The 25,795-nt window shown below is 71.6% G+C and carries 25 protein-coding genes and 1 riboswitch; of the genes, 13 read left to right on the top strand and 12 right to left on the bottom strand.

The window, feature by feature from the left end; all coding sequences use genetic code 11:
• The first annotated feature begins 34 nt into the window (after positions 1-34).
• From ACH45E_RS42275 to otsB, 3 genes are all read left to right on the top strand, one after another.
• Positions 35-1,255, top strand: a complete 1,221-nt coding sequence (locus ACH45E_RS42275) for an extracellular solute-binding protein (protein ID WP_361455161.1) — start codon at positions 35-37, stop codon at positions 1,253-1,255.
• A 34-nt stretch (positions 1,256-1,289) separates the two neighbouring features.
• Positions 1,290-1,523 carry a DUF3263 domain-containing protein gene (locus ACH45E_RS42270; RefSeq protein ID WP_361455158.1) on the top strand — a complete coding sequence of 78 codons (234 nt, stop codon included), beginning with the start codon at positions 1,290-1,292 and terminating at the stop codon, positions 1,521-1,523.
• 80 nt (positions 1,524-1,603) lie between these two features.
• On the top strand, positions 1,604-2,479 hold the full coding sequence (otsB, locus tag ACH45E_RS42265; RefSeq protein WP_361455155.1) for a trehalose-phosphatase: 876 nt from the start codon (positions 1,604-1,606) through the stop codon (positions 2,477-2,479).
• 263 nt (positions 2,480-2,742) lie between these two features.
• Here the strand turns inward: otsB and ACH45E_RS42260 are convergent, their stop codons facing one another.
• A complete protein-coding gene (locus ACH45E_RS42260; protein ID WP_361455281.1) occupies positions 2,743-4,179 on the bottom strand; it encodes a trehalose-6-phosphate synthase in 1,437 nt (478 codons plus the stop codon).
• Positions 4,180-4,272: 93 nt separating this feature from the next.
• Positions 4,273-5,217, bottom strand: coding sequence for a glucosyl-3-phosphoglycerate synthase (locus ACH45E_RS42255; protein ID WP_361455152.1), 945 nt, complete (start codon positions 5,215-5,217; stop codon positions 4,273-4,275).
• A gap of 143 nt (positions 5,218-5,360) precedes the next feature.
• Positions 5,361-5,524, top strand: a riboswitch (SAM riboswitch).
• Positions 5,525-5,542: 18 nt separating this feature from the next.
• On the opposite strand from ACH45E_RS42255, the gene thrC reads away from it, so the two are divergent.
• The 4 genes from thrC (at position 5,543) to groL (ending at position 9,728) form a co-directional block, all read left to right on the top strand.
• The gene (gene thrC / locus ACH45E_RS42250) at positions 5,543-6,826 is read left to right on the top strand and encodes a threonine synthase (RefSeq protein WP_361455149.1); all 1,284 of its coding nucleotides are present in this window, start codon (positions 5,543-5,545) and stop codon (positions 6,824-6,826) included.
• Positions 6,823-7,098 (top strand): ubiquitin-like small modifier protein 1, encoded by a 276-nt coding sequence (locus tag ACH45E_RS42245; RefSeq protein ID WP_361455146.1) that lies wholly within the window; start codon positions 6,823-6,825, stop codon positions 7,096-7,098. Before thrC ends, ACH45E_RS42245 begins: the two co-directional genes overlap by 4 nt.
• A 470-nt stretch (positions 7,099-7,568) precedes the next feature.
• Positions 7,569-7,775, top strand: coding sequence for a cold-shock protein (locus tag ACH45E_RS42240; protein WP_019057200.1), 207 nt, complete (start codon positions 7,569-7,571; stop codon positions 7,773-7,775).
• 330 nt (positions 7,776-8,105) lie between these two features.
• Positions 8,106-9,728, top strand: coding sequence for a chaperonin GroEL (gene groL / locus ACH45E_RS42235; RefSeq protein ID WP_361455143.1), 1,623 nt, complete (start codon positions 8,106-8,108; stop codon positions 9,726-9,728).
• A gap of 79 nt (positions 9,729-9,807) precedes the next feature.
• On the opposite strand, the gene ACH45E_RS42230 is transcribed toward groL, so the two are convergent.
• Positions 9,808-10,488 (bottom strand): Uma2 family endonuclease, encoded by a 681-nt coding sequence (locus tag ACH45E_RS42230; RefSeq protein WP_361455140.1) that lies wholly within the window; start codon positions 10,486-10,488, stop codon positions 9,808-9,810.
• Positions 10,489-10,548: 60 nt separating this feature from the next.
• Complete coding sequence (locus ACH45E_RS42225) at positions 10,549-11,364, bottom strand: hypothetical protein (RefSeq protein WP_361455137.1); 816 nt, start codon at positions 11,362-11,364, stop codon at positions 10,549-10,551.
• Positions 11,365-11,848: 484 nt separating this feature from the next.
• On the opposite strand from ACH45E_RS42225, the gene ACH45E_RS42220 reads away from it, so the two are divergent.
• Together ACH45E_RS42220 and ACH45E_RS42215 are read left to right on the top strand one after the other, a co-directional pair.
• The gene (locus ACH45E_RS42220; protein ID WP_361455134.1) at positions 11,849-12,970 is read left to right on the top strand and encodes an NADH:flavin oxidoreductase; all 1,122 of its coding nucleotides are present in this window, start codon (positions 11,849-11,851) and stop codon (positions 12,968-12,970) included.
• A 56-nt stretch (positions 12,971-13,026) separates the two neighbouring features.
• Positions 13,027-14,562, top strand: coding sequence for a carboxylesterase family protein (locus ACH45E_RS42215; RefSeq protein WP_361455131.1), 1,536 nt, complete (start codon positions 13,027-13,029; stop codon positions 14,560-14,562).
• 11 nt (positions 14,563-14,573) lie between these two features.
• On the opposite strand, the gene ACH45E_RS42210 is transcribed toward ACH45E_RS42215, so the two are convergent.
• Both ACH45E_RS42210 and ACH45E_RS42205 read right to left on the bottom strand, forming a co-directional pair.
• Positions 14,574-15,149 carry a hypothetical protein gene (locus ACH45E_RS42210; protein WP_361455128.1) on the bottom strand — a complete coding sequence of 192 codons (576 nt, stop codon included), beginning with the start codon at positions 15,147-15,149 and terminating at the stop codon, positions 14,574-14,576.
• Positions 15,146-15,787 carry a TetR/AcrR family transcriptional regulator gene (locus ACH45E_RS42205; RefSeq protein WP_361455125.1) on the bottom strand — a complete coding sequence of 214 codons (642 nt, stop codon included), beginning with the start codon at positions 15,785-15,787 and terminating at the stop codon, positions 15,146-15,148. Before ACH45E_RS42205 ends, ACH45E_RS42210 begins: the two co-directional genes overlap by 4 nt.
• 147 nt (positions 15,788-15,934) lie before the next feature.
• On the opposite strand from ACH45E_RS42205, the gene ACH45E_RS42200 reads away from it, so the two are divergent.
• On the top strand, positions 15,935-16,735 hold the full coding sequence (locus ACH45E_RS42200; RefSeq protein WP_361455122.1) for an alpha/beta hydrolase: 801 nt from the start codon (positions 15,935-15,937) through the stop codon (positions 16,733-16,735).
• Here the strand turns inward: ACH45E_RS42200 and ACH45E_RS42195 are convergent.
• Genes ACH45E_RS42195 through ACH45E_RS42185 form a run of 3 tightly spaced genes read right to left on the bottom strand, consistent with a single transcriptional unit; the run spans position 16,732 to position 20,006 of the window.
• Positions 16,732-18,108 carry a PTS transporter subunit EIIC gene (locus tag ACH45E_RS42195; RefSeq protein WP_361455119.1) on the bottom strand — a complete coding sequence of 459 codons (1,377 nt, stop codon included), beginning with the start codon at positions 18,106-18,108 and terminating at the stop codon, positions 16,732-16,734. The two genes, ACH45E_RS42200 and ACH45E_RS42195, sit on opposite strands and share 4 nt — an antisense overlap.
• A 15-nt stretch (positions 18,109-18,123) precedes the next feature.
• Entirely contained in the window at positions 18,124-19,059 is a 936-nt protein-coding gene (murQ, locus tag ACH45E_RS42190) for an N-acetylmuramic acid 6-phosphate etherase (protein WP_361455116.1), read from the bottom strand.
• Positions 19,060-19,109: 50 nt separating this feature from the next.
• Positions 19,110-20,006 carry a MurR/RpiR family transcriptional regulator gene (locus tag ACH45E_RS42185; RefSeq protein ID WP_361455113.1) on the bottom strand — a complete coding sequence of 299 codons (897 nt, stop codon included), beginning with the start codon at positions 20,004-20,006 and terminating at the stop codon, positions 19,110-19,112.
• A gap of 55 nt (positions 20,007-20,061) precedes the next feature.
• Between ACH45E_RS42185 and ACH45E_RS42180 the strand changes: the two genes are divergently transcribed.
• Entirely contained in the window at positions 20,062-20,445 is a 384-nt protein-coding gene (locus ACH45E_RS42180) for a hypothetical protein (RefSeq protein ID WP_361455110.1), read from the top strand.
• A gap of 7 nt (positions 20,446-20,452) precedes the next feature.
• On the top strand, positions 20,453-20,722 hold the full coding sequence (locus ACH45E_RS42175) for a DUF4031 domain-containing protein (protein ID WP_361455107.1): 270 nt from the start codon (positions 20,453-20,455) through the stop codon (positions 20,720-20,722).
• A gap of 149 nt (positions 20,723-20,871) precedes the next feature.
• Here the strand turns inward: ACH45E_RS42175 and ACH45E_RS42170 are convergent, their stop codons facing one another.
• Entirely contained in the window at positions 20,872-21,975 is a 1,104-nt protein-coding gene (locus tag ACH45E_RS42170) for a GNAT family N-acetyltransferase (protein ID WP_361455104.1), read from the bottom strand.
• Between the two features lie 28 nt (positions 21,976-22,003).
• Complete coding sequence (locus ACH45E_RS42165; protein ID WP_361455101.1) at positions 22,004-22,654, bottom strand: hypothetical protein; 651 nt, start codon at positions 22,652-22,654, stop codon at positions 22,004-22,006.
• 324 nt (positions 22,655-22,978) lie between these two features.
• On the opposite strand from ACH45E_RS42165, the gene ACH45E_RS42160 reads away from it, so the two are divergent.
• On the top strand, positions 22,979-23,677 hold the full coding sequence (locus ACH45E_RS42160) for a copper homeostasis protein CutC (RefSeq protein ID WP_361455098.1): 699 nt from the start codon (positions 22,979-22,981) through the stop codon (positions 23,675-23,677).
• A 7-nt stretch (positions 23,678-23,684) separates the two neighbouring features.
• On the opposite strand, the gene ACH45E_RS42155 is transcribed toward ACH45E_RS42160, so the two are convergent.
• Entirely contained in the window at positions 23,685-25,733 is a 2,049-nt protein-coding gene (locus tag ACH45E_RS42155) for a HelD family protein (protein ID WP_399042667.1), read from the bottom strand.
• Between the last annotated feature and the right edge of the window lie 62 nt (positions 25,734-25,795).

Genomic DNA, 25,795 nt, shown 5'->3' with positions numbered 1-25,795 from the left:
GGCAGGAACGATCGCGGCGGTAGCCGCGCTGGGCATGACCGCGGTCCTCGGTGGCTGCGGGAGCACCGGATCGTCCGACGTCACCCTCAGACTCGTCGCCGCCGACTACGGCGACTCGGCGGCCAGCAGCTCCAAGAAGTACTGGGACGAGCTGGCCAAGGAGTACGAGGCCAAGCACTCCGGCGTGCGGATCGACGTCAGCGTGTACTCCTGGAACGACGTCGACCGCAAGGTCAAGGAGATGGTCGCCGCCGGCAAGGCACCCGACCTCGCGCAGATCGGCGCCTACGCCGACTACGCCGCCGCGGGCAAGCTGTACGACGTCTCCGACCTGCTCTCCATCCCCGTCCAGGCCGACTTCGTCTCCCAGCTCGCCGACGCCGGCCAGTGGAAGCACACGCAGTACGGCATGCCCTTCGCCGCGTCGACGCGCGTGCTCTTCTACAACAAGACCCTCTTCGGCAAGGCCGGCCTCACCCCGCCCACCACCTGGAACGACCTCGCGGCCGACGCCGAGAAGCTCAAGGCGATGGGCGTGAAATACCCCTACGCGCTGCCGCTCGGTCCCGAGGAGGCCCAGGCCGAGACCATGCAGTGGCTGCTCAGCGGGGGCGGCGGCTACACCGACAACATCGGCGGCTACTCCCTCGCCTCCACGGAGAACGTCGACACCCTCACCTGGCTCAAGGACGACCTCGTGGGCAAGGGCCTGACCGGTCCGGTCGCCCCGGCCAAGCTCAACCGGGCCGACGCGTTCACCGCCTTCACGGACGGGCAGGCCGGCATGATCGACGGGCACCCGGCGCTGATCCAGCAGGCCGAGAAGAAGGGCGTGAAGTTCGGCACGGTGCCGATGCCGGGGCGGACCTCGCAGACCAGGGCGTCCATGGGCGTCGCCGACTGGATGATGGCCTTCAAGCAGAACGGCCACGCCGAGCAGGTGGGCGACTTCCTCGACTTCGTCTACGACGAGAAGAACGTCCTCGACTTCTCCCGCCGCTACGGGCTGCTGCCCGTCACCACCTCCGCGTCGGACGTCATGGCCGAGTCGTCCCGGGACAAGGCCCTGCGGCCCTTCCTCTCCGAGCTCCCCACCTCCGAGCTCTACCCCGTCGGCAAGACCTCCTGGGCGGCGGTCGCCGCCGGCATCAAGAAGGACATCGGCCAGGCGGTCGCCCCCCAGGGCAGCCCCGTCGCCACCCTCAGCCGCCTCCAGGCGACCGCCACCTCGGCGGACAGCAGCGCCGCGAGCTGAGTCGCTGTCGGTGCCCCGCGCTACCGTTCAGCACATGGAAGGGGACCAGCTGGGCCGGCGCGAGCGGGGCATCCTCGCGCTGGAACGCCGGGGCTTCGCGGGCCCCGGTGCCAAGGAGCGGGCGATACGGGAGGAACTGGGGCTGGCCCCTGTCCGCTACTACCAGCTGCTCAATGCCCTCCTCGACGATGCGCGTGCGCTGGCTTACGACCCGGTCACGGTGAATCGCCTGCGGCGTGTGCGGGAGTCGCGGCGGGGTGAGCGGTAGCCCTGGGGCTCCGCCCCAGACCCCGGCGTGCGTGACGCTCCCAGGAGTGCATCCGGGCTTGCGTGGATAGGGTCGGATCCATGGGTATCGACACGACCGACTCCACGGACCCGGACAACCCCAGGGACTCGCTGCCGACCCCCGTCACCCAGGCCGGGCGGGACGGGCTGCGCGCGCTGCTCACGCGGCCGCGCTCCGCGGTGATCGGCCTCGACTTCGACGGGACGCTGGCCCCGATCGTCGCGGACCCCGACCAGGCCCGCGCCCACCCGGAGGCCGTCCCCGCGCTCGCCGCCCTCGCCCCGAAGGTGGCCGCCGTCGCCGTGGTCACCGGCCGCCCGGCCGGCGTCGCGGTGCGGTACGGCGGCTTCGCGGGCGTTCCCGGCCTGGAGCACCTCGTCGTCCTCGGCCACTACGGCGCCGAACGCTGGGACGCCGTCACCGGCACCGTCAACGCCCCCGCCCCACACCCCGGCGTCACCGCCGTCCGCGCCGAACTGCCCGGCTTCCTCGACCGCATCGGCGCCTGGCGCGGCACCTGGATCGAGGAGAAGGGGCGGGCCGTCGCCGTGCACACCCGCCGCGCCGACGACCCGCAGGCCGCCTTCGAGGCCCTGCGCGGACCCCTCACCGACCTCGCCGCCCGCAACGGCCTGATCGTCGAGCCCGGCCGCATGGTCCTCGAACTCCGCCCGCCCGGCATGGACAAGGGCGTCGCCCTCCTGGAGTACGTCCGCGAGGCCGGCGCCGAGTCCGTCCTCTACGCCGGCGACGACCTCGGCGACCTCCCCGCCTTCGCCGCCGTCGACAAACTCCGCTCCGACGGCGTCCCCGGCCTCCTGGTCTGCAGCGGCAGCACCGAGGTCACCGAACTCGCCGAACGCGCGGACCTGGTGGTGGACGGCCCCGAGGGAGTCATGGCACTACTGCGGGGGATCGCAGCGGCGCTGAACTGAGCAAGAGCGCCACCGCTCCCCGCGCACGGCCGACAGCGGCAAGCACTGCCCCCCCTCGCCCCGAACCGGCCGCCTGCCGTCGTACAGCGGCCCGCCGCCGGTCGTCCGCGACGGCGTCACCGGTCGCCCGCTCGGTGGCCCGCTTCGGCGGGGCCGAGGCGCCGCAGGTGTCCGCTGCTCGTCTCGCCCGGCCGCAGCCGCCGCCCAGCCGTCCACGACAGCGTCACCCGCCGCCCAGCCTCGGCGGTCCGCCCCGGCAGGGGTCACGCGTCCAGTTCGTGCAGCTGGTCCAGGAACCACTGGGCCGGCGGCAGCGCCGTCGCCGCGGCGGTGAGGCGCTTCGTACGCTCCGCGCGTTCGCCGTCCGGCAGGGTGAGCGCCTGGTGGAGGGCGTGGGCCGTGCCCGTGATGTCGTACGGGTTGACCGTGAGCGCGTCCTCGCCCAGTTCCTCGTACGCGCCCGCCTCCCGCGACAGGACCAGGACGCAGCCCGCGTCGGAGACGACCGGGATCTCCTTGGCGACCAGGTTCATGCCGTCCCGGATGGGGTTGACCAGGGCCACGTCGGCCAGCCGGTACGCGGCCAGGGAGCGGGCGAAGTCATCCTTGACGTGGAGGACGACCGGGGTCCAGTCCGGCGTGCCGTACGCGGAGTTGATCTCCTCCGCCACCCGCTGCACCTCGGCCGTGTAGTCGCGGTACACCGCGAGGTCCTGCCGCGAGGGGTAGGCGAAGGCCACGTGCACCACCCGCTCACGCCACTCCGGGTGGTCGTCGAGGAGCTGCCGGTAGGCCAGCAGCCCGCGCACGATGTTCTTCGACAGCTCGGTGCGGTCGACCCGGACGATCGTCTTCCGGGCCTTTCCGCCGGGCGCCGCACCGATCTCCGCCCGCAGCGCCGTCATCCGCTCGGCCACGTCCGCCCGGTGCGCCCGCTCGCGCAGGAAGTCCGCGTCCGCGCCGAGACCGTGCACCCCGATACGCGTACCGGAGGGAATGCCGGGGCCGAGGATCTCGTGACAGCAGGCGGTGAACGCGTCCGCCCAGCGCCTGGTGAGGAACGCCGCCCGGTCCGCGCCCAGGATCCCGCCGAGCAGCTCGGCCGCGATGTCGTCGGGGAGCAGGCGGAAGTAGTCCGGCGGGGCCCAGGGGGTGTGCGAGAAGTGGCCGATGCGCAGGTCGGGGCGGAGGTGGCGGAGCATCCGGGGGGCCAGGGCCAGGTGGTAGTCCTGGACGACCACCGCCGCGCCCTCGGCCGCCTCCTCGGCCAGGGCTTCCGCGAACGCCCGGTTGTAGGCCTCGTAGGACGCCCACTGCCGCCGGAACTCCGCGTCGAAGACCGGCTCCAGCGGGGTCTGGTACAGCATGTGGTGGACGAACCACAGCACCGAGTTCGCGATGCCGTTGTACGCGTCGGAGAAGACCGTCGCGTCGATGTCGAGCATCCGCACGTGCTGCCCGCCGGTCGCGTCCACGGACAGCCGCCGGCCGCCGTGGGAGCGGCGCACGGCCTCCCGGTCGGCGTCGCTCAGCGCGGCGCACACCCACATCGCGTTCGCGTCCGGCCCGATGGCCGACAGCCCCGAGACCAGCCCGCCACCACCCCGCTTGGCGTGCAGCGAGCCATCCTCGCGTACCTCGTACGACACCGGGCCGCGGTTGGACGCGACCAGCACTTCAGCACCCTGCGTGGAAGCCATGGAAGCCATGAGTCTCAACCTAGCCCGGCCCGGAAACGCTCAAACGTGCGTTCCCTCCCATGGGGAGTGACATGGACGGGATGCGGCCGGAAGTCAGGCCACCCGTCGCGCCGCGTACTCCGCGATCTCCACCATCGGCGGCCGCTCCTCCGTGTCCACGGAGAACGTGCGCGGCTCGAAGCCGTCCTCGCCCCGCTCGAACTGGGTGAGGGAGGGCCGGATCAGATGCCCGCGGGCCAGCCGGAGCTGGGCGGTGCGGTAGATGGCGGCCGCCATCCGGCCCAGCGCCTGCCCGTCCTGGTGGCGGTGCTTGCGCACCCCCACGTCCACCTGGGCGAGGGCGTCCAGGCCGACCAGATGCAGCGCGTCGACCAGCATGCCCAGCTCCACCCCGTACCCGACGGGGAAGGGCAGCTGTTCGAGGAGGGAGCGGCGGGCCGCGTACTCCCCGCCCAGCGGCTGCACGAAGCCGGCCAGTTGCGGCCAGTGCATGTTGAGCAGGGGGCGCGCCATCAGCTCGGTGACCCGGCCGCCCTGTCCCCTCGCGCCGCCGAGCGGACGGTCGTACATGCCCTTGACCAGGTCCACGTCCGGGTCGGTCAGCAGCGGGCCGACGATCCCCGAGACGAAGTCGGAGGAGAACTCCCGCAGGTCGGCGTCGATGAAGCAGACGATGTCCCCGCCGGTGACGAGGAGCGAGCGCCACAGGACCTCGCCCTTGCCGGGTACGGCCGGGATCCGTGGCAGGACGGCGTCGCGGTGGACGACCCGGGCGCCCGCGGCGGCGGCCACCTCGGAGGTACGGTCGGTCGACCCCGAGTCCACGACGACTATCTCGTCGACGAGCGGGACCTGCCGCATCAGGTCGTGACGGATGATCGCGACGATGTCGCCGACCGTCTCCTCCTCGTTGAGCGCGGGCAGCACGACACTGACCGACTGGCCCGTGCGCTGCTTCGCGGCCAGGATCTGGTGGAGCGGACGATCGGTCACGGACCAGGAGCGGGTGCTCAGCCAGCGCTCTACTTCCTCCAGCACGGTGGGCGGCTCCTCACTGTTTGTCTCGCGGTTCGGACGACTATCTCAACTGTCCCGGCCTTCGGTTACAGTCTTGGACAACGCGGATGACCATCGCATGTCCGAGGCCACCGCTGTTCACAACCGCACACACAACCGCATACCGCTCATCCAGAGGGGCAGAGGGACACGGCCCGATGAAGCCCCGGCAACCCTCCAGTCGGTTCTCGTAGATCAGTGACCAGTCCTGATCGTTCCGCGAGGCTCCCCGGCTCGGGAAGGTGCCAAATCCGTCTCACGGCGAGATGCGTCGTGAGGAAGATGAGGAGAAAGGGCCTCGCCTCACATGGCTGCGCAGACTGTTGCAAGCACCACTGACTCCACCGTAGACCTCGGCCCCGCCGCGGCTCTGAGCTGTCGCGAATGCGGCCACCGGGTGCCGCTCGGACCGGTCTTCGCCTGCGAGGAGTGTTTCGGCCCGCTCGAGATCGCCTACGACTTCTCGGCCTACGACACCGAGGAACTCCGCCGGCGCATCGAGGCGGGCCCCGCGAACATCTGGCGTTACGCGCCTCTTCTGCCCGTCCCTGCCGACGTGGCGACCAAGCCGAACATCAACCCCGGCTGGACCGCCCTCGTCAAGGCCGACAACCTGGCCCGCGAGCTCGGCGTGACCGGCGGTCTGTACGTGAAGGACGACTCCGGCAACCCGACGCACTCCTTCAAGGACCGCGTGGTCGCCCAGGCGCTGGAGGCGGCGCGCGCCTTCGGTTTCACCACCCTCTCCTGCTCCTCCACCGGCAACCTGGCCGGCGCGGTCGGTGCCGCGGCGGCGCGGGCCGGCTTCCGTTCCTGTGTGTTCATCCCGCACGACCTGGAGCAGGGCAAGGTCGTCATGGCCGCGGTCTACGGCGGCGAGCTCGTCGGCATCGAGGGCAACTACGACGACGTGAATCGTTTCTGCTCCGAGCTGATCGGCGACCCGGCGGGCGAGGGCTGGGGCTTCGTCAACGTCAACCTGCGGCCGTACTACGCGGAGGGGTCCAAGACCCTGGCGTACGAGATCTGCGAGCAGCTCGGCTGGCAGCTCCCCGACCAGATCGTCGTGCCGATCGCCTCCGGCTCGCAGCTCACCAAGATCGACAAGGGGCTCCAGGAGCTGATCAAGCTCGGCCTGGTCGAGGACAAGCCGTACAAGATCTTCGGCGCCCAGGCCGAGGGCTGCTCGCCGGTGTCCACCGCGTACAAGGCCGGCCACGACGTCGTACGCCCGCAGAAGCCGAACACCATCGCCAAGTCCCTCGCCATCGGCAACCCGGCGGACGGGCCGTACGTCCTCGACATCGCGCGCCGCACGGGCGGGGCGGTGGAGGATGTGACGGACGAGCAGGTGGTGGACGCCATCAAGCTGCTGGCCCGCACGGAGGGCATCTTCGCGGAGACCGCGGGCGGTGTGACGGTCGGCGTCACCCAGAAGCTGATCAAGGACGGCGTCCTCGACCCGACCAAGACGACCGTCGTCCTCAACACGGGCGACGGCCTCAAGACCCTGGACGCGGTGGCAGGCACCGGCCTGACCGCCACGATCCGCCCCAACCTCGATTCGTTCCGAGAGGCAGGCCTCGCATGAGCGTGACCGTCCGTATCCCGACCATCCTGCGCACCTATACGGGCGGCCGGGCCGAGGTCCAGGCCGAGGGTGCGACCCTCGCCGACGTCATCTCCGACCTGGAGAAGAACCACACCGGCATCGCCGCCCGCGTCCTGGACGACCAGGGCAAGCTGCGCCGCTTCGTCAATGTGTACGTCAACGACGACGACGTGCGTTTTGAACAGGGTCTGGAAACGGCGACGCCGGACGGCGCGGGCGTCTCGATCATTCCGGCCGTCGCCGGCGGCTGACGCGCCCGACGCGCCCTGACGCGGCTGACCGAATGACAGAACATTACCGTCGGTAACTCAGGTTACCGAGCGTTCATCGAATTGCCCCCTCCGCGTGAGAAGCGGAGGGGGCAATTCAATGTGGTTGAGCGCGGTACAGTTGGGGAACGCGCTTCTGAACCCCGGGTCGAGAACCCCGGATTCGCACCGCACACCCGACAAGATGTAGCCAAAGTGTGCGTGTGTTTTGCGCCTTATGCGCCTTTTATGGGGTCCGACTTGCCCCGGATTCAGCCGAATTTTTGGCAGATTCCCGACCGCGCCCGTCCAGATTTCTCGTCCGATTGACCTGTTGCAGACGGCAGTTGGACAGATACATTCAGCCGCGGTCGACGCGTTCCGGCGCACGCCCCCAATCCTTGGGGGGTGAGGTCTGACCCGGATCCGCGAAGTGTGGATCTGTGCAAGGGCCAGTAATAGGGGAGTTAGGCATGGCTCAGGGCACCGTCAAGTGGTTCAACGCGGAGAAGGGGTACGGCTTCATCGCGGTCGACGGTGGTGCGGATGTATTCGTCCACTACAGCGCGATCCAGATGGACGGTTACCGCACCCTGGAAGAGGGTCAGCGAGTCGATTTCGAGATCTCGCAGGGCCAGAAGGGGCCGCAGGCGGACATGGTCCGGCTGGCGACCAGCTGAAGCACGCGCCGACTGACAGCGACTGACAGCGACGTTCTTCTGTACATCTTCGAAGGGCTCGTACCTCCCGGGTGCGAGCCCTTCGGCCTGCCCGCGACGCCGTGCGTGCCCGCTGTTCACCTGGGGATCCGCTCGAGCCGCTTGCACTCGGCATGGGCGAGTGCTAATCATTGGCGTTAGCACTCTGAAGGTGAGAGTGACAACGAAGGACCGGGTCGGTGAGGCCCGCAGGCCAAGTGGGGCAAGGAACCACGGGGTCCGCGAGCCGTCCGTCGCGGGCGCGGGCGCGGTCCGAGGGAATCACCCCCAGTCCTGGAGGGACCACTTCACATGGCCAAGATCATCGCGTTCGACGAGGAGGCGCGGCGCGGCCTCGAGCGCGGCATGAACCAGCTCGCGGACGCCGTGAAGGTGACGCTCGGCCCCAAGGGCCGCAACGTCGTCCTCGAGAAGAAGTGGGGCGCCCCCACGATCACCAACGATGGTGTCTCCATCGCCAAGGAGATCGAGCTCGAGGACCCGTACGAGAAGATCGGCGCCGAGCTGGTCAAGGAAGTCGCCAAGAAGACGGACGACGTCGCCGGTGACGGTACGACCACCGCGACCGTTCTCGCCCAGGCCCTGGTCAAGGAAGGCCTGCGCAACGTAGCCGCCGGCGCCAACCCGATGGCCCTCAAGCGCGGCATCGAGAAGGCCGTCGAGGCCGTCTCCGCCGCCCTGCTGGAGCAGGCGAAGGACGTCGAGACCAAGGAGCAGATCGCTTCCACGGCCTCCATCTCCGCCGCCGACACCCAGATCGGCGAGCTCATCGCCGAGGCCATGGACAAGGTCGGCAAGGAAGGCGTCATCACCGTCGAGGAGTCCCAGACCTTCGGTCTGGAGCTGGAGCTCACCGAGGGTATGCGCTTCGACAAGGGCTACATCTCGGCGTACTTCGCCACCGACATGGAGCGGATGGAGGCGTCGCTCGACGACCCGTACATCCTCATCGCCAACTCCAAGATCGGTTCCGTCAAGGACCTGCTCCCGCTCCTCGAGAAGGTCATGCAGTCGGGCAAGCCGCTGCTGATCATCGCCGAGGACGTCGAGGGCGAGGCCCTGTCGACCCTGGTCGTCAACAAGATCCGTGGCACCTTCAAGTCCGTCGCCGTCAAGGCCCCGGGCTTCGGTGACCGCCGCAAGGCCATGCTCGGCGACATCGCCATCCTCACGGGCGGCGAGGTCATCTCCGAGGAGGTCGGCCTCAAGCTGGAGAACGCCACCCTCGACCTGCTGGGCAAGGCCCGCAAGGTGGTCATCACCAAGGACGAGACCACCATCGTCGACGGTGCCGGCTCCTCCGACCAGGTCAACGGCCGCGTCAACCAGATCCGCGCCGAGATCGAGAACAGCGACTCCGACTACGACCGCGAGAAGCTCCAGGAGCGCCTGGCCAAGCTCGCGGGCGGCGTGGCCGTCATCAAGGCCGGTGCCGCCACCGAGGTCGAGCTCAAGGAGCGCAAGCACCGCATCGAGGACGCGGTCCGCAACGCCAAGGCGGCCGTCGAGGAGGGCATCGTCGCCGGTGGCGGCGTGGCCCTGCTGCAGGCCTCCGGTGTCTTCGAGAAGCTGGAGCTCGAGGGTGACGAGGCGACCGGCGCCAACGCCGTGAAGCTCGCGCTGGAGGCCCCGCTGAAGCAGATCGCCGTCAACGGTGGTCTCGAGGGCGGCGTCGTCGTCGAGAAGGTGCGCAACCTGACGGTCGGCCACGGCCTGAACGCCGCGACCGGCGAGTACGTCGACATGATCGCCCAGGGCATCATCGACCCGGCGAAGGTGACCCGTTCCGCCCTGCAGAACGCCGCCTCCATCGCCGCGCTGTTCCTCACCACCGAGGCCGTCATCGCCGACAAGCCGGAGAAGGCCGCCGCGCCCGCCGGTGGCGGCATGCCGGGCGGTGACATGGACTTCTGATCGACCGGTTCCGGTTGATCTGCGTCCTTACCGAGGGCGGTATCCCCTGTTCTGGCAGGGGGTACCGCCCTCGGGCGTTTCAGTCGGCGAACTGCTTGAGCGCCTCGGTGTCGAGGGTGATGCTCACCGGGGGCGGGAGCTCGACGACCGCTCCCCAGGGGTAAGAGGGGGACTGCTGGTAACGGCCGTCCTTGGGCTCGCTGTAGACCCTGACCGTATTGCTGTCGCGGTCGATGAGGAGGTAGACGGGAATGTCGGCCCCCGCATACCCGACGGGCTTGTCGACACGGTCGCGCTGGTCGGTGTCGCGGTCGTGCGAGGTGATCTCCACTGCCATCAGGGCGCCGTTGGATTCGGACCACTCGCCGTCCTCGACGAAGTGATTCACCGGTGCCAGAAAGCCGTCTGTGCGGGCACGTCCGTTGCGGTAGGCCTCGGCCTTGACGCCGCGCTCGGGCGCGAGGTCCAGGTCGGGGCGCTGTTGCATGCACTGACGCAGCAGCCACATGAAGATCGACGTGCGCTTGCCGTCCGGCACGGCCTTGACCTCTACTTTTCCGTTGACGTACTCAAGCCGCACGGTTTCGGGAGCGACGGCGGCCAGCTCCTCGAACTCGTCCACGTCGAGCGGCCCGTGCCGGATGCACAGCCGTCCACCGAGGAACTCCAGCCGGTTGCGGATTTCCCTTGGAGCCCTGCGGACGAGTTCCTCGAAGTCCTCCACGGACATCTGCGGGCGCTCAGCGGTGTCAGGGGTCAATGGCGTCGCCTCCTTTCCTCCATCGTGCCCCGGAGTGGTCTTTGCGGACCGTAGGAGCTGTCATACGTGTGTCCTTTCTCGTCGTACGGACATGGCAGCGCGGATCTCGCCCGCGCGGACCTGGACCGCGGAAGCGGACAGGGGCGTGTTGCGGCGGGCGGGGGAGCGTTCACCCCGGCATGCGCCGCAGACACCGCCCGGCAGGGCTTCCGGGGGGCCGGGAGTACGACATTCCGCGCACTCCAGGACCCGGAGCGGCGGGCGCGGGGCGGGTGGCGGGGGGAGTTTGGAGGTCAGGCGGCGGCGGAGCAGGGCCGCCGGGTGGTGCACCGGGGTGGGCAGGCCGGCGGTCAGTGCGGTGCGTACGGTCTCGTCGGTCGCCCCGCGGTCGAACCACTCCACCACCAGCGGCGCGAGCTGCGCGCAGTCGGCCTCCGAGAGCGACAGGGCGGGGGCCGTACGGCCGAGGGCGGCGAGCAGGATGTGGGCTCGGGAACGGGTGGGGCGGGCCCGTTCGGGTGGGGCCGGGTCCTCCGGTACAGCGCCGCGCGTGAACGCCGCCCACCAGGCGTCGTCTCGTGCCGTACGGGACCACCACGATCGGGTGATCCAACGCGAGCCGCCCGAACCGGCGATGTTCTCGCGGCCCCGCCGCAAGTGGCCCGCCCGATGGAGGTTGTTGAGGGCTGTCCGCAGCGCGCACTGGCCGTAGATCAGCTCCTTGGCCAGCGTCTTCACCGAGATGTCAGCGCCGTCGGGAAGTCGGTCGACGTACGCCGCGATGGCCGCCTCGCGAGGTGGGAGGTGCGCGAAGTCGTGATTCGTGCGGGGGAGTTGGTCCGGCGCGGAGCGTTTGCCGTAACCCGGATTGGCCATCGGGTGCGGGGATGCGTGCGCGGGCGTGGGGGCAGCACTAAGCTTGGCGGCAGCCATGAGATCGACTCTCTTTCGATCTTGTTGGTCAAGCCCCCGCAGGTGTTGCGAGCACCGAGCGGGGGCTGTTCGTTGTGCGGGACGTTAAGCCCTCGTGACTGTGCGTGGCAAATCGGTTGCGTCAAGTCAATGCGCCGGGCGGGAGGGTGGGTTGAAACCCTCCACCCATTCAAAACAAGGAGGGCTCAAGGCTCGGCGCCCGAAGCTCAGACCCTGGCGACCTTGAGGTTTCCGACGAACGCCGACCACCTCCGCCCGGAACCCGAGCTTCGGGCCCGACCCCGGGTGCCGATGTGTGCCGGATCACGCGGCGGCGCGGCCGGGGAGGGGAATGCGTGGCACGGAGCGGCGGTTTACTTAAGTAGATGCAACAATGCGCGTGCACATACTGATCAGTTAACCCCGCCACTCACGAGGAGTCCCCCACGTGACCGTCACGCCCCCCGCCTCCCGCGCGGCCCAGATCCTCTCCCGGCCGACGACGATCAACGGCCTGACCGTCCCGAACCGCATCGCGATGGCGCCGATGACCCGCATGTTCTCTCCGGGCGGCGTCCCCGGCGAGAACGTGCTGTCGTACTACGCCCGCCGTGCCGCCGCCGGGGTGGGCCTGATCGTCACCGAGGGCACGTACGTCGGCCACGAGTCGGCGGGCAACAGCGACCGCGTCCCCCGGTTCCACGGTGAGGAGCAGCTCGCGGGCTGGCAGAAGGTGGCCGCGGCGGTGCACGAGGCGGGCGGCACCATCGTCCCGCAGCTGTGGCACATCGGCACGGTCCGCAACCAGGGTGAGCAGCCCTTCCCGGACGCCCCGTCCCACGGTCCCTCCGGCCTGCGCGTCAACGGCACCGCCGACGCCACGGAGATGACCGGGCAGGACCTGGACGACGTCATAGGCGCCTTCGCGCAGGCCGCCGCCGACGCCGAGCGCATCGGCTTCGACGGTGTGGAGATCCACGGCGCCCACGGCTACCTCGTCGACCAGTTCCTGTGGGCCGGCACCAACCGCCGCACCGACGCGTACGGCGGCGACGCGGTGGCCCGTACGAAGTTCGCGGCCGAGATCGTCGCCGCGGTCCGCGAGAAGGTATCGCCCGACTTCCCCGTCATCTTCCGCTACTCGCAGTGGAAGCAGGAGGCCTACGACGCCCGCCTCGCGGAGACCCCCGAGGAGCTGGAGGCCATCCTCACCCCGCTCGCCGCGGCCGGTGTGGACGCCTTCCACGCCTCCACCCGCCGCTACTGGCTCCCGGAGTTCGAGGGCTCGGACCTCAACCTCGCGGGCTGGACGAAGAAGCTCACCGGCAAGCAGGTCATCAGCGTCGGCTCGGTCGGCCTCGACGGCGAGTTCCTCAAGGCCTTCCAGGGCGAGGGCTCCGCGGTGAAGGGCATCGACGACCTCCTCGACCGTCTGGAGGCCGAGGAGTTCGACATGGTCGCCGTCGGCCGCGCGCTGCTCCAGGACCCGGAGTGGGCGGCGAAGGTCCTGGCGGGCCGCTTCGACGAGCTGAAGCCGTACGAGGCCGCCGCGCTGAAGACGCTCAGCTGATCGCCAACTCGCCTGTGGCATCTCGCCTGTGACGTCTCGCCTGTAACGTCCGGGAGATGAAGATCCCTCATCTCCCGGACACCCCCGTCGTACCCACCACCGCCGGCGCCGTACGCGGACGCCATGAGCGGGGCCTGGCGGTCTTCCGGGGCATCCCGTTCGCCGAGCCCCCGGTGGGCGGGGCGCGGTTCGCGGCGCCGCGCCCGCCGACGCCCTGGGACGGCACCCGTGAGGCCTACGCGTTCGGGCCGCCGCCCCCGCAGGAGCCGGGCCTCCAGGGCCCCGTGGTCGTCCCGGGCGCACCGCAGGGCGACGACTGGCTGACCGTCAACGTCTGGACCCCGGAAGCGGATCCGGCCGCCGCCCGCCCGGTGATCGTGTGGATCTACGGCGGCGCCTACAAACTGGGCCACGCGGGCAGCCCCGGCTACGACGCCCAGCACATCGCGCGCGACGGCGACGTGGTCGTGGTCACCTTCAACTACCGCCTGGGGATGGAGGGCTTCGCGCTGCTGGACGGCGCCCCCGCCAACCGGGGTCTCCTCGACCAGGTGGCGGCCCTGGAGTGGGTGCGGGAGAACATCACGGCGTTCGGCGGCGACCCCGGCCAGGTCACCGTCATGGGCGAGTCCGCCGGGGCCGGCTCCGTGGCGGCGCTGCTGGCGATGCCGAGGGCGAAGGGCCTGTTCCGGCGGGCGGTCGCGCAGAGCGTGCCCGGCACGTACTTCTCCGAAGCCCTCGCCCGGGACATCGGTACCGCCCTCGCGGCGGAGGCGGGCCTGCGCCCGACGGCCGCCGACCTGTCGACGGCCGACCCGCGGGAACTGACGTACGCGGGACGCGAGCTGGGCGCGAAGATGAACCAGTACCGGGACCGCTGGGGCCAGGCCGCACCCACGACGACCCCCTTCGCCCCGGTCGTCGACGGCGAGGTGCTGCCGACGACGCCCTGGCGGGCGCTGGCTTCCGGGGCGGCCCGGGACGTCGACCTGGTCACCGGCCACAACCGCGACGAGTTCCGCCTCTTCCTCGCCCTCGGCGGCGAGACCGACCGGATCACCGACGACGGGGCGGCCTCCGCGCTGCGCCTGTACGCACCGGGCGGCGAGGCGGGCGAACGCGCCTACCGCTCGGCCTTCCCCCGGGCCACACCCGCCGAGCTGTACGAACGCGTCCAGACCGACTGGCTGTTCGCCATCCCGTCCCTCCGCCTGGCCGAGGCCCAGCGGACGGGCGGCGGCCGGGCACACTACTACGAACTCACCTATTCCGCCCCCGCCAACGGCGGCGCCCTGGGCGCCTGCCACTACCTGGACGTCCCCCTGCTGTTCGGCAATTTCAAGGCCGACCTCGGTGCCCTGCTCTTCGCCGGCGCGGACGTCCCGCCCGAGGCGCTGGCCCTGTCGGCCCGGATCCGCCGGTCGTGGACGGCGTTCGCGCGGACGGGTGACCCGGGCTGGCCGGAGTACGACGACGAGCGGCGCCTGGTGCAGGTCCTGGACGCGGAGGCGGCGGTGACGTCGTACCCGCAGGAGGCGAGCCGCCGGATCTGGGAGGGGTACCAGTTCACCGAGCTGCCGCTGACCGGGTGAGGCGGTGCGGGCTACAGATTGCCCATGGGCTCGATCTCCACCTGTACCGGCGTGCCCCACACCCGCAGCACCTCGTAGTCGGTGAACTCGTGCACCAGCCGGTACGCCATCGCGGGCCGCGAGCCGCGCCGCGCGGCGGCGAGGTAGAGCTCCGCCTCGCGGCGGTCCCGCCTCGGCGTGCCGCACAGCTGCCACTCCCGGCCGTTCCACTGCTCCGGCAGCCAGCGCTGCTGGGGCTGGGGACGGTCGGCGCGCACCCCGTAACGGGAGGGGGTCGAGGAGGCCGCGTCCGCCGCCTGCGGCCGGCCGCCCCCGCCGTACTCGGCCCGCCGGGCGGCCCGCCGCCGGGTCTCGCACAGCAGACACAGATCCGGGGCGCTCTCGTCGACGGGCCCCGCTGGGTGCTCGGCGCACCGCGTGGTCTTCGCGGTGCCCGTGACGCTCTCCTCCAGCAGGTCCAGCGCCCGCCGCAGGTCGGCCTTCACCTCGTGCAGCTTGGCGTCCGGTGTGTCGGCGGTCAGCGCGTCACCGTGCTCGCCGAGCACCCGCAGGGCGCGGCCCAAGGCGGTGAGTTGGGCGTGGTTCATGATCGGTCCACGTTGTCCTTCCACGGCGCGGTGTCACGTCCGGCTTCCATGGTGCCTTGTCCGACGATACGAGTCAGCGCGCGCAGGCCGGCGACGATGTCGGCGCCGGTGGGGGCCTGGTGGGGGTCGGTGAGCCACTGCGTCATCAGGCCGGAGAACAGGGCCAGCTGGACGGCGCCCAGCGTGCGCGCCGTGTCGTCGCCGACCGCGTCCTCCTCGACCCCGCCGAGTACGGCCGCCAGGCCCCGCCGCCCCTGGGCCTGGCCCCCGGCGAGGTAGCGGCGCAGGTCCTCGGAGTGCTCGGCCTGGGTGAGCGCCTCGATCGAGGCGAGCCACAGGGGGCGGTCCGTGGAGAAGGACTCGATGATCCGGTCCCACATCGCCTCGTAGCGTTCCGCGGGCGTGGCCCCCTCCTCGCCGAAACCGGCCAGGGTGCGGCCGACGCGGGTGCCCCATTCGTCGATGGCGTCGATGAGCGCGGCGTTGAGCAGCGCCTCGCGGGAGCCGAAGTGGTAGCCGATGGCGGCCATGCTGACGCCGCCCGAGGCCGCGGTGATGTCGCGGACGCTGGTGCGTGCCCAGCCCTTCTCCACCAGACAGCGGCGGGCTCCGGCGAGCAGGTCTTCGCGATTTCCCATGGTCGGAAGCTACTCAACGATGATGCGCTCGCACAAGACGAACGCCTTAGGCGTACGCCTTAATCGAGCGTCTTATACAAGCGTATTGCGCGTACGCCCAAATCTTCGCTACGGTCTTCCCGTCGCCACTGACAAGGGGGATCCACCATGAACAGCACTGCCGCGAACACCGCCGCGACACGCGCCGAACTCGTCATCGACGGGCGCCGGCTCTCCTACCTCGACTTCGGCGGAACCGGCCGCCCGATCGTCGCGCTGCACGGACACCTGTCCGAGGGCGCCTCCTTCGCCCACCTCGCCCAGGCGCTGGGCCCCGACTGGCGGTTGATCGCCCCGGACCAGCGCGGCCACGGGGAGTCCGACCGTGCCGCCGACTACTCGCGGGACGGATACCTCGGCGACATCGAGGCCCTGCGGGACCACCTGGGGCTGGAGCGCGTCGTGCTGCTCGGCCACTCCCTCGGCGCCATCAACGCCTACCAGTTCGCCGCCCGCCACCCCGAGCGCGTCACCGCACTGGTCGACGTCGAGGGCGCCGCGTCCCTCGGCCTGGAGGGGCCCAACCCGTTCGCCTTCCTGCTCGACCAGCCCTACCAGGCACCCACCCGTGAGGCGCTGCTCGCGGGCCTGGGCCCCGCCGCGCCCTACTTCGCCGACCGGCTGCGGAAGAACGCGGACGGAACCTGGCGGCTGCCCTTCCACCCTCAGGACATGTACCGGTCCGAAGACCTCGTGCACGGCGACCACTGGGCCGACTGGACGGCGACCGACTGCCCGGCCCTGCTGATACACGGAACCAAGGGCATCATCCCGCCCGAGCAGATCCAGGCCATGGTCGAGCGCCGCCCCGGCACCCGGCCGGTCGAACTCGACGCCGACCACCTCATCCCCACCACCGCCCCGGACGCGTTCGCCGCCGCGGTCAAGGCGTTCCTCGCCACGGTCTAAACAGCCCGGCCACCGGGCCTGACGGCCACGTATGTCGCCAGGAAACCCACTCCGTACCCCGTCAGCAGACCCCCCGCGTAGATCGCCGCCGTCAGGGCCGTGCTCCGGTTCCCCGCGAGCAGCGGGAACAGGGCCCAGCCCGACGGTCCGATCGCCGTCGCCCCGACCCGGTCGCCCAGCATCGCGAAGAAGCCGATGAAGCCGCCGCCCGCCGCCCCGCCCAGGCAGGCGGTCAGGAACGGCCGGCCGAGGGGGAGCGAGACGCCGTAGATGAGGGGTTCGCCGACGCCCAGCAGGCCCGCCGGGAGCGCCGACCTGATCGTCGTGCGCAGGGAGGTGTCGTGGCGGAGCCGGACGTACACCGCCAGGGCCGCGCCGACCTGCCCGGCGCCCGCCATGGCGAGGATGGGCAGCAGGACCGTATAGCCCTGCTGTTCGATGAGGGTGGTGTGGATGGGGATCAGCGCCTGGTGGAGGCCCAGCATCACGAGGGGCAGGAAGAGGCCACCCAGGACCAGCCCGGCGAACGGGCCGGTCGTCGCCAGCAGCCAGTCGGCCGCCGTACCGATCGCCGACGACACGGCGCCGGCCGCGTACATCAGGCCGTAGAGCGTCACGAGGCCGGCGACCAGCACGGTCACGGTCGGGGTCAGCAGCACGTCGAGGGCGCCCGGCACCCGCCCCCGGCACCACCTCTCCACGTACGTCCCCAGCAGCGCCGCCGCCAGCGCGCCGAGCACCCCGCCCTGACCGGGTGCCAGGTGTACGCCGAACGCCGTCACCTTCGCCACGCCCGGGTACACCACCACGGCCGCCACCGCCCCGCCGAGCACCGGTGTGCCCCCGAACACCTTCGCCGTCTGGTAGCCGACGAACACCGCGATGAGCGCCATGAACGCGGAGGCGATGCCGGCGAGGGCGGGGGTCAGGCCGGGCAGCCAGCCGGCGTTGGTCAGCAGTCCGACCAGGCCGGCGAGGATGCCGCAGCCGATCAGCGCGGGGATGAGCGGGACGAAGACGTTCGCGATCCGGCGCAGGGCCGTCTTCACCGGGGTCGCGTTGCGCTGCCGTCGCCGCTCCCGGAACTCGGCGCCCAGAAAAGCCAGTTCCTCGGCCCGTGTGCGGGGTGCCAGCAGCGCCTCGAAGCGCGCCGCGACCTCCGTCACCGCTCCCGGGCCCAGCACGATCTGGTACGTGTCGTCGTCCACCACACCGAGGACACCGGGCAGCGCCCGCAGCGCCTCCTCGTCCACCAGCGACCGGTCGGCGAGACCCAGCCGCAGCCGGGTCACGCAGTGGGCGACGGAGGTGACGTTCGCGGAGCCGCCGACCAGAGGGAGAAGGGCGACGGCGGTCTCGTTCGAGGTCTGCACACCCCGAGCGTGCGGTCAGCCGGCCGCCGCCGCCAGCGCGGCACGCAGATGGCCGCCGGACTCCTCCAGAAGGCGGGCGGCCGTCGGGCCGTCCACGTCGGCCAGGAGGACCAGGATCGCGTTCTTCACCTCGCCGCCGGTCGCCGTGAGCGCCTTCTCGATCTCCTCGTCCGCCGCCCCCGTGGCCAGCGCGACGATCCGGCGGGAGCGGGCCCGCAGCTTGTCGTTCGAGGCCCGTACGTCGACCATCAGGTTCCCGTACGTCTTGCCCAGCCGGATCATGGTGATCGTCGACAGCATGTTCAGGACCAGCTTCTGCGCGGTGCCCGCCTTCAGCCGCGTGGAGCCGGTGATCAGCTCGGGGCCGGTGACGACCTCGATGCCGTGGTCGGCTGCCGCCGCGAGCGCGCTGCCCCGGTTGCAGGACAGACCGACGGTCAGCGCGCCCTGGGCGCGGGCGTGTTCCACGGCGCCGATCGCGTACGGGGTGCGGCCGGAGGCGGAGACGCCGACCACCGTGTCCTCGGGGGCCAGCTTGAGCGCGTCCAGGTCCCGGCGCGCGAGCTCCTTGGAGTCCTCCGCGCCCTCCACGGAGGTCACCATGGCGTCGGGGCCGCCCGCGATCAGGCCGACGACCCGGTCGGGGTCGGTGTTGAAGGTCGGCGGGCACTCGGAGGCGTCCAGCACACCGAGCCGTCCGGCGGTGCCCGCGCCCGCGTACACCAGCCGGCCGCCACGCCGCATGCGCTCGGCGACGGCGTCGATCGCGGCCGCGATCCGGGGGAGCTGCTCGGCGACGGCGGTGGGCACGGCGGTGTCCTCGCCGTTCATCAGGCGGGCGATCTCCAGGGTGGGCAGCCGGTCGATCTCGGCGAGCTCCGGGCGGAAGGCCTCGGTGGTCAGGGACGCCAACTGGGCACGCAGGTCACGGGGGCGGGAGGTGGAGGTCATCAGGGCGGCTCTTTCCGGTGCGGGGCGGTGCGGCTTCCCAGGGCCCGGCTCTATCGTGATCCACTTCGGTGCCGGTGGGCCAGTGCCTCGTACGAGGCGGCCAGCGCCGGGGCCGCCGTCTCATAGGTCCGCTGGGCGACACCGACGAACAGACAGTCCACCACGAGGAGCTGACCGGTCCGGGACGACATGGCCGCCGGCCGCAGTTCGCTCTCGCGTGCGGTCGACGTGGTCAGGACGTGGTCGGCGTACTGGGTGACCGCGCTGTCCGGGCGTCCGGTGACGGCGACGGTGGTCGCCCCGCGCTCGAACGCGACCCGCAGCGGCTCTATGACGTCGCCCGTCGAACCGGAGTGCGTGATCGCGATGGCCACGTCCCCCGCCCGCAGCTGCACGGCGTTGGTCACGGCGAGATGGGGGTCGCTGTGCGCGTGGGCTATGAGCCCTATCCGCAGCAGCTTCTGGGTGAGGTCCTGTGCGACGAGCCCCGACGCGCCTATCCCGTACACGTCGGTCCGCCGGGCCCCGGCGAGCGCGGTGACGGCGGCGCCCAGCTGCACGGTGTCGAGGCCGGCGGCGGTGTCGGCGAGGGTCTGCTGCTCGTCGTAGGCGAGCTTGGCGACGACGTCGGCGATCGGGTCGTCGACCGCGATGTCGGTGGTGATGGCGGGCGCGCGCCCGGACTGCTGCTGGGCGGCGAGGCCGGCCAGCGCGAGGCGCAGGTCGCGGTAGCCCGGATAGCCCAGCAGGCGGGCGGTGCGTACGACCGTGGCCTCGCTGGTGCCGGTGAGCTCGGCGAGGCCGGTGACCGTGAGGGCCGCGCAGCCCGCCGGGTCGCGCGCGACGGCCTCGGCGACGCGCTGCATGGAGCGGGTCATCGACGGGGCGAGCGTGCGGACCTTGGCCGCCAGGGCTCCCCCGAAAATTTCCTTCACATCCCGGGTCACCCATGAAAGATATTTTCGGCTCGGTGTCCCGGTCAAGAGTGCGCACAATGGGGTCATGGACCCCATCAGCCCCCTGGAGCAGGCCCTGCATGCCGCGCGCGCCCTCGTGCTGGCCGACCTGGTCGCCGGTGACGTGGCCGAGGCCGACGTCGTCTCGCTGGTCGAGGAGTCCGTCGTGCAGCGGCGATGGTGGGTCGAGCAGTGGCCGGAGGGGGCGGGCTTCGTGGCCGGGCTGGTCGCGCAGGACGTGCAGGACGCGCTCCTGGACCGGTACGGACGCTGGCCGCTGTGCCCGGTGTGCGGCCACGGCGACCCGCACGCGCTGGACGTCGAGCCGGAACTCGGGCCCGACCCGCACTGGGTGTGCCACAAGGCGGGCGTGAAGGTCGCGGCGGTGGGGGCGCTGGGATCGGCGACGGGCGGGGAGCCGCCCTCGTGAGGCGCCCGTGACGGTCTACATCGACCCGCCGGCCTGGCCCGGGCACGGGCGCATGTGGTCGCACCTCGTGAGCGACGTCTCGTACGACGAGCTGCACGGCTTCGCCGCGCAACTGGGCGTGCCCCGGCGGGCGTTCGAGCGCGACCACTACGACATCCCGTCCCACCGGTACGCCGACGCCGTACGGGCCGGGGCGGTGGAGGTCAGCAGCCGCGAGGTGGTGCGGCTGCTGCACAAGTCGGGGCTGCGGGTACGCAAGTACCGCGGGGGCCCTTAGGGCCTGTCTGACAATTCCCGCCTGCCACGCGACGCCTGGCACGCACTCCCCCACGCTCGAACGCGCTCGCGCGGGGGGACCCCCATCGCCGCCGCGGGGCCCGCCCTTCGGGCGGACGACGGGAAGTGTCAGACAGGCCCTAGGCGCCCTCAGCCCCGCCGCAGATACAGCTGGAGCACGCTGTCCATGTCGTCCTGCTCGCGGGCCGTCCGCTCCTCCTCCACGGTCGCCCGGTCGTAACCGGACCGGGTGACCACGGCCTGCGAGGGGAGGTTCTCCCGGTCGACGGTGGCCATCAGCAGCCGTACGTCGTCCCGGGCGAGCGCCCACTCCGACAGGGCGCGCAGGGCTTCGGTGGCGTAGCCCTGGCCGCGGGCGGCCTCGACGAGGTCGTACCCGACCTCCGCGCGGCCCTCCTCGTCCGGGGCGCCGTGGAAGCCCATGCCGCCGACCGCGCGGCCGTCCGCCCGGCGGACCAGCGCGAACAGCCCGAACTCCGGGCGGTGCACGCCTCCTTCGTACGCCTTGACCACCATCCCGGCGGCGTCCCGCGTGCCCTGGAACGGTCCGCCGTCCAGCCACTCGAAGCCGCCGTCGCCGCCGAGCCGCAGGTCGCGGGCGGCGGCGGGCCGGACGCCGACCAGGGTGAGGCGTTCGGTGGGGATGACCAGGTTGTTGCGCCAGCGCCACTCGGTGACCGGGGCGCGGCCGGGCAGCTCGCCCCGGCCGGTGGCCCACAGCAGGGTCGGCCAGGCGGCCGGGCCGGGCTGGACGTGCGGGAAGAGCCAGGTCAGGACGGACTCGGCCAGCTCCTCGGACGGCTCGTAGGCGAGCCCCAGGGCCTGGGCGATGTCATGCGTGTGCAGCAGCACCTCCGCGATGCCCATCGCGGCGAAGCCCTCGCGGTCGGCGCTGCGGAAGGGATAGGGGTGGAAGGCGCGGACCTCGCGCGGGGCGGTGCGGACGGCGGCGGCGAGCAGGGCTCCGGTCGACTCGATGACGTGCAGCAGGCCCGTGTTGTCGGTGTCGTCGTCGAGGGTGATCTCGAAGGGTACGTAGTCGTCCTGGGCGCGTCCCGCCAGGTTGGCGGCGTATGCGACGAGGTCCTCGGCGATGTGGAACGCCGTCTGGTGGCAGCTCCAGTCCAGCCCCGCGGCCTTCACGCCCTCCCAGTCCCGCTCCACCGCCGGCCGCAGCGCCGCCACGCAGCCCGCGACGGCCTCTTCCACCTGATCCCCACCTATGGCACGCATGGGTCGCACACTAGGCGGGGCAGGCCGCTCAGGTCGACAGCATTTCCAGCTCACCGGCGAGGTTGTAGCGGGCCGTCGCCTCCCACTTCTCCCGCCCGTGCGGCGTCCTGAACAGTCTGGGCAGATCGAGGAGTTGACGCAGGATCGCGGCCCGGCCCGTGCGGAAGGCGTCGTTCGGTACGAAGTGGTACTCGTCGCGGACCGCGGCGGTGTACGCGGCGTACGCGGAGGGCGGCGCGGCGAGGATCGCCAGGTCGGCGTCGCACAGCACCTGGCCGTCGCGGTCGTCGTCGGCGGGGTCGTGGGTGACGGTGAGTCTTACGAGCCGGGCGATTTCTTCTGTCTTCGCCTTCGGAACCCCGGCCTCGGGGAGCGCGCGTTCGGCCAGCCGGGCCGAGCGTTCCTCGTTCTCGGAGCGTTCGGGGAGGTAGACGGCGTCGTGGAACCAGGCGGCGAGGCGTACGACGTCCGGGTCTGCCGCGTACTCCTCCAGTGCGTCGATGTGGTCGAGGACCGCGGTGAGGTGGGTGAGCGTGTGGTAGTGGCGCTGCGGCTCCTGCCAGCGGGTGAGGAGGTTGTCGGCGTACGGCTCCGGGGCGGGGGCGGCGCCGGCGCCGGGTGCGCGGGTGCCCTCCAGGGCGCGGGCGAAGCGGGTGCGGAGGGCGTCGAGATCGGCCATGGGCACATTCTTCCGCGTCCCCGTGCCGCTGGGCCGCCCTGGGGGTTTCGCCCCCGCCGCCCCTACCCTTCCCGTCCTCCAGGGGCTCCGCCCCTTCGACCCCGCCGGGGGCGGCGCCCCTGGACCCCGGGGTTTCCCACCCACCCATGACGGCCAACCGGGAGGTTGCCCCACCTGGGGCTCCGCCCCAGACCCCGGCGGGGACTGCGTCCCCTGCACCTCACCGAGGGCGCCCTCGCGGGGCGGGGGCTCTTCGACGTACTCTGAGATTGGACTAGACCTGTAGCCGCTCCAGGGCACACCGACGGAAGGGGTCCGATGAGCATGAGCACGCGTGCGGTCCTGGAGGTGATCGCGCTCGATCCCGAGGACGCGGTCGCCGCGCAGGCCGGAGGTGCGGACCGGCTTGAGCTGGTCGCCGACATGGCTGCCGACGGGCTCACCCCGGCGGCGCGGACCTTCGCCGGGATCCGTGCCGCTGTCGATCTCGACCTGCGTGTGATGCTGCGGCTCGCCGACGGGTTCGCGGCGGGGGACGTGGAGCGGCTCGTACGTGTGGCGGGGGAGTTGCGGGGCGCGGGGGCCGATCAGTTCGTGCTCGGTTTTCTCGGTCCGGACGGTGGCGTGGATCTTGACGCCGTGGAGCGGGTCGTAGGCGAACTGGACGGCTGCCGCTGGACCTTCCACCGGGCGATCGACCGCGCCGCCGACCGTGCCGCCCTGCGCAAGCAGCTGGCCGACCTGCCCGGCCTGGACTGCTACCTCACCGCCGGTTCGGCCTCCGGCGTGGACGAGGGCCTGCCCACACTGCTCGCCGAGGCCCGGCGGAGCGGCGAACCCGGGTACGGGCAGCGCCTCCTCGTCGGGGGCGGCCTCCGCCTCGACCATGTGCCGACCCTGTTCGCCGCCGGGATCGACGGTTTCCACATCGGCGGGGCGGCCAGACCGGGAGGCTGGGGCGAGCCGGTGTCGGCGGCGGCGGTGGCTCAGTGGCGGGAGGCGCTGGACTTGCCCCGGGCCTGACGCGGGCTCACGTCAGCTGCGCCGGCAGCGGGGCGGCGTGGGTGACGATCAGGCCCGACACGGCTCGGGTCAGGGTCACGTACAGGCGGCGCAGGCCGGTGCGCTCGTCCGGTTCGCCGTCGACCACGGCCCGGGGCTCGTCGAGCACCACGTAGTCGTACTCCAGGCCCTTGGCGAGTGAGGCGGGGACCAGGGTGAGGCGGGTGTCCGCCGTCGTCTCCTCACCCGGGGCCAGATACGTGATCCCGGCCGCGGTGAGCGCCTCGGCGAGGGCGGGGATCCGGGCGTCGGCGGCGATCAGGCCGGTCGAACCCTCGTTGCGCAGCAGTTCCTCGCACGCGGCGACGACCTCGGCGGTGCCGTCGGTGCCGCGCACCTCGAAGAAGCCGGGGTTCTCGCGGACCGACGCGACCGGGGTGAGGCCCGGCGCGATGTGCGGCAGCAGCCGCGAGGCGTAGGTGATGACATCCGTCGGGACGCGGAAACCGGCGGTCAGCTCCTCCACCACCCCGTCCGTCTTCCCGAGGTGGCCGAGGGCCTCGTCCCAGCTCCGGGTCGCCCACGGGGTGGTGCCCTGCGCCAGGTCGCCGAGGACGGTCGCGGAGCCGGTGGTGCAGCGGCGGCCGACGGCCCGGTACTGCATGGGGGACAGGTCCTGCGCCTCGTCGAGGACGACGTGCCCGAGCGAGTGCGTGCGCTGCACGAGGTCCGTCGCCTCGTCGATCAGTACCGCGTCCGCCGCCGACCACCTGGCCGACTTCACGCTGCGCACCGGCTTCGCCCACAGGATCGTCTTCTGCTCCTCCTCGTCGAGGATCCCGTCCGCGTGCGCGGCGAGGAACTCGGCGTCGGTCAGCAGTCGCAGGACGAGCTTCGCCGGTTCGACGGCCGGCCAGACCTCCTTCACCGCCGCCTTCACCGCGCTGTTGCGGGCCACCGCGTCCTGCACCCGGTCGTCCGGGGCCTCGCCCGAGCGTTCCATCTGTACCAGCACCGCGTGCGCGACGCGCTGCGGCAGGGCCTCGCGGGCGGCGCCGTAGCGGATGTCGCGGTCCAGCAACTCTCGTACCAGGGACTCGAGTTCGTACGCCGGGACGCGCCAGCGCCGGGAGCCGCGCACCACGACCACGGGCTCGGTGGGCATGGTGACGTGCGAGTAGAGGGCCCTTCTCAGCACCTCCGCCATCCGCGCGTCACCCTTGACGAGCGCAGCCGCCGCGTCATCGGTGCCGCGCACCTCGACCTGGCCCACGAGGTCGTCGACGGTGGCCTGCCGGACGGCCAACTCACCCAGCGCCGGAAGCACTTGCTCGATGTAGTGCAGGAAGGACCGGTTCGGCCCGATGACCAGGGTGCCGGTGCGGGCGAGCCGCTCCCGGTGGGCGTACAGCAGATAGGCGACCCGGTGCAGGCCCACGGCCGTCTTCCCGGTGCCCGGACCTCCCTGCACACAGACCGTGCCGCCGAGCCCGCTGCGGACGATCTCGTCCTGCTCCGGCTGGATCGTGGCGACGATGTCGCGCATCGGGCCGACGCGCGGACGCTCGATCTCGCGCTGGAGCAGCTTGCTCGTCGTGGCAGCCTCCGATGGATCGGCCGGGTCGGAAAGGGCCTCGTCCTCGTACGCCGTGAGGTCGCCGCCGGTGTACCCGAAGCGGCGGCGCAGCCCGATGTCCATCGGGTCCTTCTTGGACGCCCGGTAGAACGGCTGCGAGACCGGCGCGCGCCAGTCGATGACCATCGGGTCGCCGTCGGCGTCGTGCACATGCCGCCGCCCGATGTAGAACCGCTCTCCCTCGGCGCCCTCGGCCTGCTCGGCTCCCGGAGCGTGCAGATAGTCGAGCCGGCCGAAGAACAGCGGGGTCCCACTGAGGTCGGCCAGCGCCTTGATGCGCTCGTCGATCTGGCGGGCGAGCACCTCGGCGTTCACCCAGTTCGCGGTGACGTCCTTGATGTCGAGCGACTCCACGTCCTCGCGCATGGCGCGCAGGGCGGCACGGGAGGCGGCGAGGTGGGAGCGTTCCCGGGCGAGGGGGTCCTGGGTGGGCGTGGACAAGGGAGTGCCTCCGAGGGGCCTGGTGGGCGCGTGCGGTGAGGGAGCGGTGAGGTGCGGTGGCG

It is taken from the genome of Streptomyces sp. NPDC020299, assembly GCF_044387825.1.
Taxonomy (GTDB): Bacteria; Actinomycetota; Actinomycetes; order Streptomycetales; family Streptomycetaceae; genus Streptomyces.
The sequence above is the reverse complement of the archived record's forward strand: the minus strand, read 5'-3'. Positions and strand labels throughout refer to the sequence as shown.

Bases quoted from the DNA above. Each gene is read 5' to 3' on its own strand.
- groL (WP_361455143.1), top strand. From the start codon at position 8,106: ATGGCCAAGATCATCGCGTTCGACGAGGAGGCGCGGCGCGGCCTCGAG.
- otsB (WP_361455155.1), top strand. From the start codon at position 1,604: ATGGGTATCGACACGACCGACTCCACGGACCCGGACAACCCCAGGGAC.
- ACH45E_RS42170 (WP_361455104.1), bottom strand. From the start codon at position 21,975: ATGCGTGCCATAGGTGGGGATCAGGTGGAAGAGGCCGTCGCGGGCTGC.
- ACH45E_RS42225 (WP_361455137.1), bottom strand. From the start codon at position 11,364: ATGGCCAATCCGGGTTACGGCAAACGCTCCGCGCCGGACCAACTCCCC.
- thrC (WP_361455149.1), top strand. From the start codon at position 5,543: ATGGCTGCGCAGACTGTTGCAAGCACCACTGACTCCACCGTAGACCTC.
- ACH45E_RS42240 (WP_019057200.1), top strand. From the start codon at position 7,569: ATGGCTCAGGGCACCGTCAAGTGGTTCAACGCGGAGAAGGGGTACGGC.
- ACH45E_RS42270 (WP_361455158.1), top strand. From the start codon at position 1,290: ATGGAAGGGGACCAGCTGGGCCGGCGCGAGCGGGGCATCCTCGCGCTG.
- ACH45E_RS42275 (WP_361455161.1), top strand. From the start codon at position 35: ATGACCGCGGTCCTCGGTGGCTGCGGGAGCACCGGATCGTCCGACGTC.
- murQ (WP_361455116.1), bottom strand. From the start codon at position 19,059: ATGACCTCCACCTCCCGCCCCCGTGACCTGCGTGCCCAGTTGGCGTCC.
- ACH45E_RS42180 (WP_361455110.1), top strand. From the start codon at position 20,062: ATGGACCCCATCAGCCCCCTGGAGCAGGCCCTGCATGCCGCGCGCGCC.
- ACH45E_RS42200 (WP_361455122.1), top strand. From the start codon at position 15,935: ATGAACAGCACTGCCGCGAACACCGCCGCGACACGCGCCGAACTCGTC.
- ACH45E_RS42260 (WP_361455281.1), bottom strand. From the start codon at position 4,179: ATGGCTTCCACGCAGGGTGCTGAAGTGCTGGTCGCGTCCAACCGCGGC.
- ACH45E_RS42210 (WP_361455128.1), bottom strand. From the start codon at position 15,149: ATGAACCACGCCCAACTCACCGCCTTGGGCCGCGCCCTGCGGGTGCTC.
- ACH45E_RS42165 (WP_361455101.1), bottom strand. From the start codon at position 22,654: ATGGCCGATCTCGACGCCCTCCGCACCCGCTTCGCCCGCGCCCTGGAG.
- ACH45E_RS42160 (WP_361455098.1), top strand. From the start codon at position 22,979: ATGAGCACGCGTGCGGTCCTGGAGGTGATCGCGCTCGATCCCGAGGAC.
- ACH45E_RS42245 (WP_361455146.1), top strand. From the start codon at position 6,823: ATGAGCGTGACCGTCCGTATCCCGACCATCCTGCGCACCTATACGGGC.
- ACH45E_RS42215 (WP_361455131.1), top strand. From the start codon at position 13,027: ATGAAGATCCCTCATCTCCCGGACACCCCCGTCGTACCCACCACCGCC.
- ACH45E_RS42205 (WP_361455125.1), bottom strand. From the start codon at position 15,787: ATGGGAAATCGCGAAGACCTGCTCGCCGGAGCCCGCCGCTGTCTGGTG.